The sequence below is a fragment of the Azospirillum sp. TSO22-1 genome (genome assembly GCF_003116015.1).
Lineage (GTDB): Bacteria > Pseudomonadota > Alphaproteobacteria > Azospirillales > Azospirillaceae > Azospirillum.
Map to the genome: position 1 here is coordinate 1 of NZ_LGQZ01000017.1, position 8,031 is coordinate 8,031.

The window sequence follows — 8,031 nt, forward strand, 5'->3', positions numbered from 1 at the left end:
TCGGCCGCATCCCGGCCGGGCGCTGGAGCGTGCCGTCCGACATCGGCGGCCCGGCGGTGTTCCTCGCCTCCGACGCGGCCGACTACATCCATGGCACCATCCTGCCGGTCGACGGCGGCTGGCTGGCCCGCTGAGCGAACGGATGACGACCATGACCGACAAGACCGGCACCGACATGTTCGTGGTGGACGCCGACGTCGCCTGGGAGGACCTGGGCAAGGGTGTGCGCCGCAAGATCCTGGGCTGGAACCCCACCATGATGATGACGCGCGTCGCCTTCGAGGCCGGCGCCATCGGCCCGCTGCACCGCCACCCGCACCACCAGTGCGCGGTGGTGGAGAGCGGCTCCTTCGACGTCACCATCGAGGGGCGCACCCGCCGCCTCGGCGCCGGCGACGGCTACATCGTGCCGTCCAACGCGGAGCACGGCGTCGTCGCGCTGGAGCCCGGCGTGCTCCTCGACGTGTTCACCCCGCTCCGGGAGGATTTCCTCGCCTGAGCACCGCCTGACACCTGCCAAACGCTGAAAACACACCCCACAGAAGCGCGGTCGAAAACCGCGCCAACTCGCCGCCAAGGCACTTTTTGGAGGACGACCCCAATGAACGCCACTCTGCGTACCATCCGCAACACGCTGCTGGCCGCCACCGCCGGCGCCATCCTCGCCGCCAGCCCGGTGCTGGCCCGCGACTTCCGTTCGGCCGATATCCACCCGAACGACTACCCGACCGTCGAGGCCGTGAAGTACATGGACAAGCTCCTCAAGGAGCAGACCAACGGCAAGCTCGGCGTCAAGGTGTTCGCCAACGGCGCCCTGGGCAACGAGCGCGACACCATCGAGCAGCTGAAGATCGGCGGCCTCGACATGATGCGCATCAACGTGGCGCCGCTGAACAACGTGGTGCCGGAGACGATGGCGGTCGCCCTGCCCTTCCTGTTCCGCTCGACCGAACACATGCGCACCGTGCTCGACGGCCCCATCGGCAACGAGGTGCTGGCGGCCATGGAGCCGCAGGGCATGATCGGCCTCGCCTTCTACGACAGCGGCTCGCGCTCCTTCTACACCAAGAAGCCGGTCAAGACCCTGGCCGACCTCAAGGGCATGAAGATCCGCGTTCAGCAGTCGGACCTGTTCGTGTCGATGATCGAGGCCCTGGGCGCCAACCCGACGCCGATGCCGATGGGCGAGGTCTACACCGCGCTGAAGACCGGCATCATCGACGCCGCCGAGAACAACTACCCGTCGTACGAGTCCTCGCGCCACTTCGAGGCGGCCAAATTCTACAACCGCACGCAGCACGTCATGGCGCCCGAGGTGCTGGTGTTCTCCAAGGTCGTGTGGGACCGCCTGTCGAAGGACGACCAGACGCTGATCCGCAAGGCGGCCAAGGACTCGGTGCCCTACATGCGCAAGCTGTGGGACGAGCGTGAGGCGAAGTCCAAGGCGATCGTCGAGCAGGCCGGCAGCCAGATCCTCGACGTCGAGAACCCGAAGGAGTTCTCCGATGCGATGAAGCCGGTGTACGCGAAGTTCGCCGACACGCCGCGCCTGCAGAACCTCGTCAAGCGCATCCAGGACACGAAGTAACGCCCACTTGAGGGCGGCGCTGTTGCCATGAAGGCGGCGCCGCCCACCTCATCGGGGAGACGTGTCATGGACATCGAAATGCAAGCCGAAACCGCCGTCCAAGTCCGCCCGATGACGGGCTGGTTCACAAGCATCAACGCCACATTGTCGCGCATCAGCATGATGCTCGCCATCACCGGCCTGCTGGTGCTCATCTGCGTGGTCTTCTACCAGGTGTTCGGCCGCTATGCGCTGAACAGCTCACCGACCTGGACCGAGAACCTGGCCATCGTGCTGGTTCTCTACGTCACCATGCTCGGCGCCGCCGTCGGCGTGCGCGACGCCGGCCACATCAGCCTGGAATCCCTGCTGGTCATGCTGTCGCCGAAGGCCCGCCACGTGCTCGAGATCTTCATCTACGCGTCGGTCGGCATCTTTGGCGTCGCCATGGCCTACAACGGCTGGGTGCTCGGCTGGTCGGTGGCCAATTACAGCATGCCCAACCTGCACGTCAGCGAAGGGGTGCGCTACATCCCGCTGGTCATCTCCGGCGCGCTGATCCCGCTGTTCTGCCTCGAGCACATCGTCGCGATCATCCGCGGCGAGGAGGTCACGCCGTCATGGAACTGATCGTCCTTTCCATCACCTTCTTCGGGTTCCTGATCCTCGGCATCCCGGTCGCCTTCGCCATCGGCCTGTCGGCGCTGTGCACCATCCTGGTCGAGGGCCTGCCGGTCGCGGTGGCGTTCCAGCAGATGATGTCGGGAATGAACATCTTCTCGTTCCTGGCCATCCCCTTCTTCATCTTCTCGGGCGAGCTGATGCTGCACGGCGGCGTCGCCGACAAGATCGTCGCCGCGGCCAAGAGCATGGTCGGCCACATCCGCGGCGGCCTGGGCATGTCGAACGTCGTCGCCTGCACGCTGTTCGGCGGCGTCGCCGGCTCGCCGGTCGCCGACGTCTCGGCCATGGGCGCCGTGATGATCCCGATGATGAAGCGCGAGGGCTACCACGCCGACTACGCGGTCAACGTCACCACGCACGCCGCGCTGGTGGGCGCCCTGATGCCGACCAGCCACAACATGATCATCTACGCACTGGCCGCGGGCGGCAAGGCGTCGATCGGCGCGCTGATCGCCGCGGGCATCATGCCGGCGCTGGTGCTGATGGTCTGCAACCTGGGCGCGGCCTACTACGTCGCGGTCAAGCGCGGCTACCCGTCGGGCACCTTCCCGGGCTGGGCCATCGTCGGCCGCACGCTGGCCGCCGCGGCGCCGGGCATGCTGATCGTGGTGATCATCCTGGCCGGCATCATCTCGGGCATCTTCACGGCGACGGAGTCCGCCTCCATCGCGGTGATCTACACGGTCCTGCTGACCTTCTTCATCTACCGCACCATGACGTGGGAGCACTTCGTCATCGCGGCGGCCAAGACGGTGAAGACCACCGGCGTGGTGCTGCTGCTGATCGGCGTGTCCACCATGTTCCAGTACCTGATGGGCCTGTACGAAGTGGCCGACATGACCGGCGAGCTGCTGGCGCACGTGTCGACCAACCCGATCGTCATCTTCCTGCTGATCAACGTGATCCTGTTCCTGCTCGGCACCTTCATGGACATGGCGAGCACGATCCTGATCTGCACGCCGATCTTCCTGCCGATCGCCATGCAGTACGGCATGGACCCGGTGCAGTTCGGCATGGTGATGCTGATCAACTGCGCGCTGGGTCTGAACACGCCGCCGGTCGGCACGACGCAGTTCGTCGGCTGCGCCATCGGCGAGATCTCGGTGGGCGAGGTGATGCGCTCGATCACGCCCTTCTACGGCGCACTGTTCGTGGCGCTGGGCCTGGTGACCTACGTGCCGATGTTCTCGCTGTGGTTGCCGCGCCTGTTGATGCACTGAGTGAGAAGGAAGCGCCACCATGTTTGAGACCGCTGCCTTCACGGCGCAGCTCGCGGCCCTGGCCCAGGTCATCGCCATCGACCTGGTGCTGGCCGGCGACAACGCCATCGTCGTCGGCATGGCCGCCGCGGCGGTGCCGCTGGAGAACCGCCGCAAGGTGATCCTCTGGGGCATCGGCGCCGCGATCATCCTGCGCATCGCCTTCGCGCTGGCCACCACGCAGCTGCTGGCGGTCATCGGCCTGACGCTGGCCGGCGGGGTGTTGCTGCTGTGGGTGTGCTGGAAGATGTTCCGCGAGCTGCACCAGGGCGGCCAGGGCGAAGTCACCCCCGATGAGGTGATGGACGCCCCCGACGTGACGGTGGAAGGCGGTGCCGGCGGCGGCGGCGCGGTCGCTGTGGCCGGCGGCGCCACGGTGATGGCCGCCGTCTGGCAGATCATGGTGGCGGACGTGTCGATGTCCCTCGACAATGTGCTGGCCGTGGCCGGCGCGGCCAAGGAGCACCCGACGGTGCTGGTGATCGGCCTGCTGCTGTCGGTGGCGCTGATGGGGGCCGCGGCCAACGTCATCGCCAAGTTGCTGCACAAGCACCGCTGGATCGGCTGGATCGGTCTGGCGATCATCACCTACGTGGCGCTGGACATGATCTGGCGCGGTTCCAACGAGGTCATCGCCCACGCCGCGCTGCTGAGCTAGCGCCACCGGCTTGGCGTCAGTCCGCGGCGGTGAAATAGGCGGGGTGCGCCTTCTGCGCCTCGGCGATGATGATCTGGAGGTCGTGCAGATGGGTGTTCAGCGCCTGGGCCGCACCGTCCGGATCGTGCGCGGCGACCGCGTCGATGATCGCCTCGTGCTCGCGGATCACCAGCGTGGTGCGGCCGGGCGCCGGCAGGGTGAGGCGGCGGAAGCGGTCGACCTGCACCTTGACCTGCTGGATCAGCGTCCAGAAGCCGGGATAGCCGGCGGTCTCGGACAGCAGACGGTGGAACTCCTCGTCGGCTTGGTGGAAGCCTTCCAGATCGCCGGCCGCCTCGCGCTCGCGGTGCAGTTCCATGCAGGCGCGCAGGCGGGCGACCTGGCTGCGCGTCGCACGCTCGGCGGCGTAGCGGACGGTCGCCTCCTCCAGCACGCGGCGGATGGCGATGGCCTCCGGCAGCGCGCCGATGGGGATGCGGGCAACGAAGGTGCCGGACTGCGGGAACACCTCGATCAGACCTTCGTCGGTCAGCTTCAGCACCGCCTCGCGCACCGGGGTGCGGCTGACGCCGTAGGCTTCGGAGATCTGCTTCTCGGCAATGGGCTCGCCCGGCTTGCGGCGCAGCAACAGGATCTCGTCGCGCAGGGCGCGGTAGATGGTGGCCGACGCCGTGGCGCCCCGCTGCGGCGGCCGAGCCACCGGTGCCACCGCCCCGCGGCGGCGGGCCTTCGTGGGCATGCCCGTCCCGGGTTCGGAAACGACGGTCTCTGCGGACTTCGCCAACGTGTTCTCCAGGTCGGGCGGCACCGCATCAAATATAAGAGTTTGCTCTGCTGAACGTCAAACTTTGTGGGAAATGCAGCCATGGACCGCAAACGCACCGCACCGGTCGTCTCTTCCCTGATCATCGGCGGCTACGGGGAATGGAGCCCCTGAGACGGTGAAAGCCGCTTGCCGCGATGTAATATATTAGTATATGATACCGCCATGCCAGACGCCAGCCGCCTCCCCACCGAACCGTCCGCCCTCGCCGCCCAGTCCGTGCGGCGGGACGATCCGGTGCGCGGCATCCTGCTGGTCGTGCTGGCGGTGCTGTTCTTCACCTGCTCCGACGCGACGGCCAAGCACCTGAGCCAGACCCTGCCCTCGCTGGAGATCGCGTGGCTGCGCTACGCCAGCTTCGCGCTGCTGGTGGTGCCGGTGGTGGTGCGCGGCGGGCCGACCGTGCTGCGCACGCAGCGCCCGCTGCTGCAGATCCTGCGCGGCCTGGGCATGCTGGGTTCGGCGATATTCTTCATTCTCGGCCTGCGCTATCTGCCGATGGCCGAGGCGGCGGCGATCAGCTACGTCAACCCGGCCTTCGTCACCGCCCTGTCCATCCCGTTCCTGGGCGAGCGGGTCGGCATCCGGCGCTGGGCGGCGGTGGTGATCGGCCTGATCGGCGTGATCATCGTGATCCGGCCGGGCAGCGCCGCCTTCGACGCGTCCGCGGTGTTCCCTATCCTCTCCGCCATCAGCTGGGCCGTCGGCATCATCGTCACACGACGCATGACCGGATCGGAGGACGCCACCACCACGCTGGTGTGGACGGCGCTGACCGGGCTGGTGGTGCTCAGCGTGCTGCTGCCCTTCAATGCGGTGATGCCGACGCCGACCGAACTGGCGTTCGGCCTGCTGATCGGCGTCGCGTCGACCGCGGCACAATGGCTGCTGATCCTGGCCTACCGCTACGGCGACGCGTCGGTGCTGGCACCGTACTCGTACATCCAGCTCATCTGGTCGACGGCGGCCGGGTACCTCGTGTTCTCCGCCGTGCCGGACCTGTGGACCTTCGCGGGCATGGCCATCATCGTCGCCAGCGGCGTCTACACCGCCCACCGCGAACGCCTGCGCGCGCGGGGGCCGGCATGAACGGGAAAACGCACATGAGCAACCAGATGGGCCGGGTCGCCTCGCTGGGCGAATGCATGCTGGAGCTGGTGCGCCGGCCGGACGGCACGCTCACCATGGGCTTCGGCGGCGACACGCTGAACACCGCCGTCTATCTCGCGCGCCTCGGCGTGGCGGTGGATTACGTCACCGCGCTCGGCGACGACGCGCACAGCGACGCCATGGCCGCGGCATGGCGGGCGGAGGGCGTCGGCACCGGCCACCTGCTGCGCGTGCCCGGCCGCGTCCCCGGCCTCTACATGATCGAGACCGACCCGGCCGGCGAGCGCCGCTTCCTCTACTGGCGCGACAGCGCCCCGGCCCGCGACCTCTTCATGCTGCCGGAGTCGCCGGCGCTGATCGAGGCGCTGGAAGGCTACGACCTGCTGTACCTTTCCGGCATCAGCCTGGCGATCTGGGGCGAGTGCGGACGGGACGTGCTGTTCCCGCTGCTCGACCGCGTGCGCAAGCGCGGCGGCCGGGTCGCATTCGACACCAACTGGCGCCCGCGCTTGTGGCCCGACAAGGCGGTGGCGCGACGCGCCTTCGACGAGATGCTGCGCCACACGGACATCGCGCTGCCCGGCGTCCCCGACCTGCAGGGCCTGTACGGCGACGCCGACGCCGCGGCGGCCCTGGCCCGGGTGCGCGCCGCCGGCGTACCGGAGATCGTGCTGAAGCTGGAAACACCCGGCTGCATCGTCAGCCGCGGCGACACCGCCACCGAAGTGCCGGCCGAGCGCGTCGGCACCGTCGTCGACACCACGGCGGCCGGCGACAGCTTCAGCGCCGGCTACCTCGCCGCCCGACTGGCCGGGCAGGACCCGGCGCAGGCGGCACGCGCCGCGCACCATCTGGCCGCGCTGGTCATCCAGCACCGCGGCGCCATCATCCCGCGCGAGGCCATGGCCGGCCTCGCCCGCTTACCCTGAAGGAGAGGCCCGTCATGGCACCGAGCACCTCGCATGGCGGAACCGCACGGCGCGCCACCTCGGTGGCCGCCGGCATCTACCGCGACCTGCGCACCGACATCGTCACGCTGCGCCGCAAGCCCGGCGACCCGATCTCGGAAAAGCAGATCTCCGAAGCCTACGGCGTCAGCCGCACCCCCGTGCGCGAGGCGGTGCTGAAGTTGGCCGACGAGGGGCTGGTGGAGATCTTCCCGCAGTCCGGCACCTTCGTCGCCCGCATCCCGGTGGCCGCCTTGCCGGAGGCCACCGTCATCCGCAAGGCGCTGGAGGACGCCACCGTCCGCCTCGCCGCCGAGCGCGCGACGCGCAGCCAGATCGCCCAGCTGCGCGCCAACCTGGAGCGCCAGCGCGAGCAGGACGCCGCAGACGATGCCGACGGCTTCCACGAGAGCGACGAGCTGTTCCACGCGCTGATCGCCGAGATCGCCGGCTACCCCGGCTTCTGGACGCTGACCCAGCAGGTCAAGGTGCAGGTCGACCGCTGCCGTCGCCTCACCCTGCCGGCGCCCGGCCGTATCGGCAAGGTCATCGCCGAGCATCAGGAAATCGCCGACGCCATCGCCGACCACGACCCCGACCGCGCCGTCGCGCACCTCAACTCCCACCTCGACGCGCTGGACGTGACCATCGACGACTTCCGCCACGCCGCGCCCATCTACTTCACCGGTGTCCTGGAGTCCGTCCGATGAGCGTTCCGCTGCTCGAACCCACGCTGTCCGGCGCCCGCGTCGTTCCCGTGCTGGTCCTCGACGACGTCGACACCGCCGTGCCGCTGGCCGAGGCCCTGGTGGTCGGCGGCCTGACCACGCTGGAAGTGACGCTGCGCACGCCGAAGGCGCTGGCCTGCGCCGAGGCGATCGCCGCCAAGGTGCCCGGCGCCCTGGTCGGCCTCGGCACGCTGACCAAGCCCGAGCACTTCGCCCAGGCCCGCGACGCCGGTGCGACGTTCCTGGTCTCGCCCG

The 8,031-nt window shown here is 68.7% G+C and carries 10 protein-coding genes and 1 pseudogene; 10 read left to right on the forward strand and 1 reads right to left on the reverse strand.

The features are described 5' to 3' along the window. The 6 genes from TSO221_RS05685 to TSO221_RS05710 form a co-directional block, all read left to right on the forward strand. Positions 1-134 (forward strand): SDR family oxidoreductase (locus TSO221_RS05685; RefSeq protein ID WP_146208717.1); only part of this gene is annotated, 134 nt, incomplete at its 5' end. A 17-nt stretch (positions 135-151) separates the two neighbouring features. Next, a complete protein-coding gene (locus tag TSO221_RS05690; protein ID WP_109117521.1) occupies positions 152-499 on the forward strand; it encodes a cupin domain-containing protein in 348 nt (115 codons plus the stop codon). Between the two features lie 102 nt (positions 500-601). Further along, the gene (locus TSO221_RS05695) at positions 602-1,588 is read left to right on the forward strand and encodes a TRAP transporter substrate-binding protein (protein WP_109117514.1); all 987 of its coding nucleotides are present in this window, start codon (positions 602-604) and stop codon (positions 1,586-1,588) included. Positions 1,589-1,654: 66 nt separating this feature from the next. Continuing rightward, positions 1,655-2,197 carry a TRAP transporter small permease gene (locus TSO221_RS05700; RefSeq protein ID WP_109117515.1) on the forward strand — a complete coding sequence of 181 codons (543 nt, stop codon included), beginning with the start codon at positions 1,655-1,657 and terminating at the stop codon, positions 2,195-2,197. Next, positions 2,188-3,471 carry a TRAP transporter large permease gene (locus TSO221_RS05705; protein ID WP_109117516.1) on the forward strand — a complete coding sequence of 428 codons (1,284 nt, stop codon included), beginning with the start codon at positions 2,188-2,190 and terminating at the stop codon, positions 3,469-3,471. The genes TSO221_RS05700 and TSO221_RS05705 overlap by 10 nt, the downstream gene beginning before the upstream one ends. 19 nt (positions 3,472-3,490) lie before the next feature. Further along, entirely contained in the window at positions 3,491-4,168 is a 678-nt protein-coding gene (locus TSO221_RS05710) for a TerC family protein (protein WP_109117517.1), read from the forward strand. A 16-nt stretch (positions 4,169-4,184) separates the two neighbouring features. Here TSO221_RS05710 and TSO221_RS05715 read toward each other — a convergent pair whose 3' ends face one another. Then, positions 4,185-4,907 (reverse strand): GntR family transcriptional regulator, encoded by a 723-nt coding sequence (locus TSO221_RS05715; RefSeq protein ID WP_109117522.1) that lies wholly within the window; start codon positions 4,905-4,907, stop codon positions 4,185-4,187. A 249-nt stretch (positions 4,908-5,156) separates the two neighbouring features. Between TSO221_RS05715 and TSO221_RS05720 the strand changes: the two genes are divergently transcribed. From TSO221_RS05720 to TSO221_RS05735, 4 genes and pseudogenes are all read left to right on the forward strand, one after another. After that, on the forward strand, positions 5,157-6,080 hold the full coding sequence (locus tag TSO221_RS05720; protein ID WP_109117518.1) for a DMT family transporter: 924 nt from the start codon (positions 5,157-5,159) through the stop codon (positions 6,078-6,080). Between the two features lie 14 nt (positions 6,081-6,094). Further along, on the forward strand, positions 6,095-7,030 hold the full coding sequence (locus TSO221_RS05725) for a sugar kinase (RefSeq protein ID WP_109117519.1): 936 nt from the start codon (positions 6,095-6,097) through the stop codon (positions 7,028-7,030). A 14-nt stretch (positions 7,031-7,044) separates the two neighbouring features. Continuing rightward, positions 7,045-7,758 (forward strand): GntR family transcriptional regulator, encoded by a 714-nt coding sequence (locus TSO221_RS05730; protein WP_109117520.1) that lies wholly within the window; start codon positions 7,045-7,047, stop codon positions 7,756-7,758. Beyond that, a pseudogene (locus TSO221_RS05735) lies at positions 7,755-8,031 on the forward strand (keto-hydroxyglutarate-aldolase/keto-deoxy-phosphogluconate aldolase); the annotation flags it as partial. The gene TSO221_RS05730 and the pseudogene TSO221_RS05735, both read left to right, overlap by 4 nt.

Bases quoted from the DNA above. Each gene is read 5' to 3' on its own strand.
- TSO221_RS05700 (WP_109117515.1), top strand. From the start codon at position 1,655: ATGGACATCGAAATGCAAGCCGAAACCGCCGTCCAAGTCCGCCCGATG.
- TSO221_RS05710 (WP_109117517.1), top strand. From the start codon at position 3,491: ATGTTTGAGACCGCTGCCTTCACGGCGCAGCTCGCGGCCCTGGCCCAG.
- TSO221_RS05715 (WP_109117522.1), bottom strand. From the start codon at position 4,907: ATGCCCACGAAGGCCCGCCGCCGCGGGGCGGTGGCACCGGTGGCTCGG.
- TSO221_RS05730 (WP_109117520.1), top strand. From the start codon at position 7,045: ATGGCACCGAGCACCTCGCATGGCGGAACCGCACGGCGCGCCACCTCG.
- TSO221_RS05725 (WP_109117519.1), top strand. From the start codon at position 6,095: ATGAGCAACCAGATGGGCCGGGTCGCCTCGCTGGGCGAATGCATGCTG.
- TSO221_RS05705 (WP_109117516.1), top strand. From the start codon at position 2,188: ATGGAACTGATCGTCCTTTCCATCACCTTCTTCGGGTTCCTGATCCTC.
- TSO221_RS05690 (WP_109117521.1), top strand. From the start codon at position 152: ATGACCGACAAGACCGGCACCGACATGTTCGTGGTGGACGCCGACGTC.
- TSO221_RS05695 (WP_109117514.1), top strand. From the start codon at position 602: ATGAACGCCACTCTGCGTACCATCCGCAACACGCTGCTGGCCGCCACC.
- TSO221_RS05720 (WP_109117518.1), top strand. From the start codon at position 5,157: ATGCCAGACGCCAGCCGCCTCCCCACCGAACCGTCCGCCCTCGCCGCC.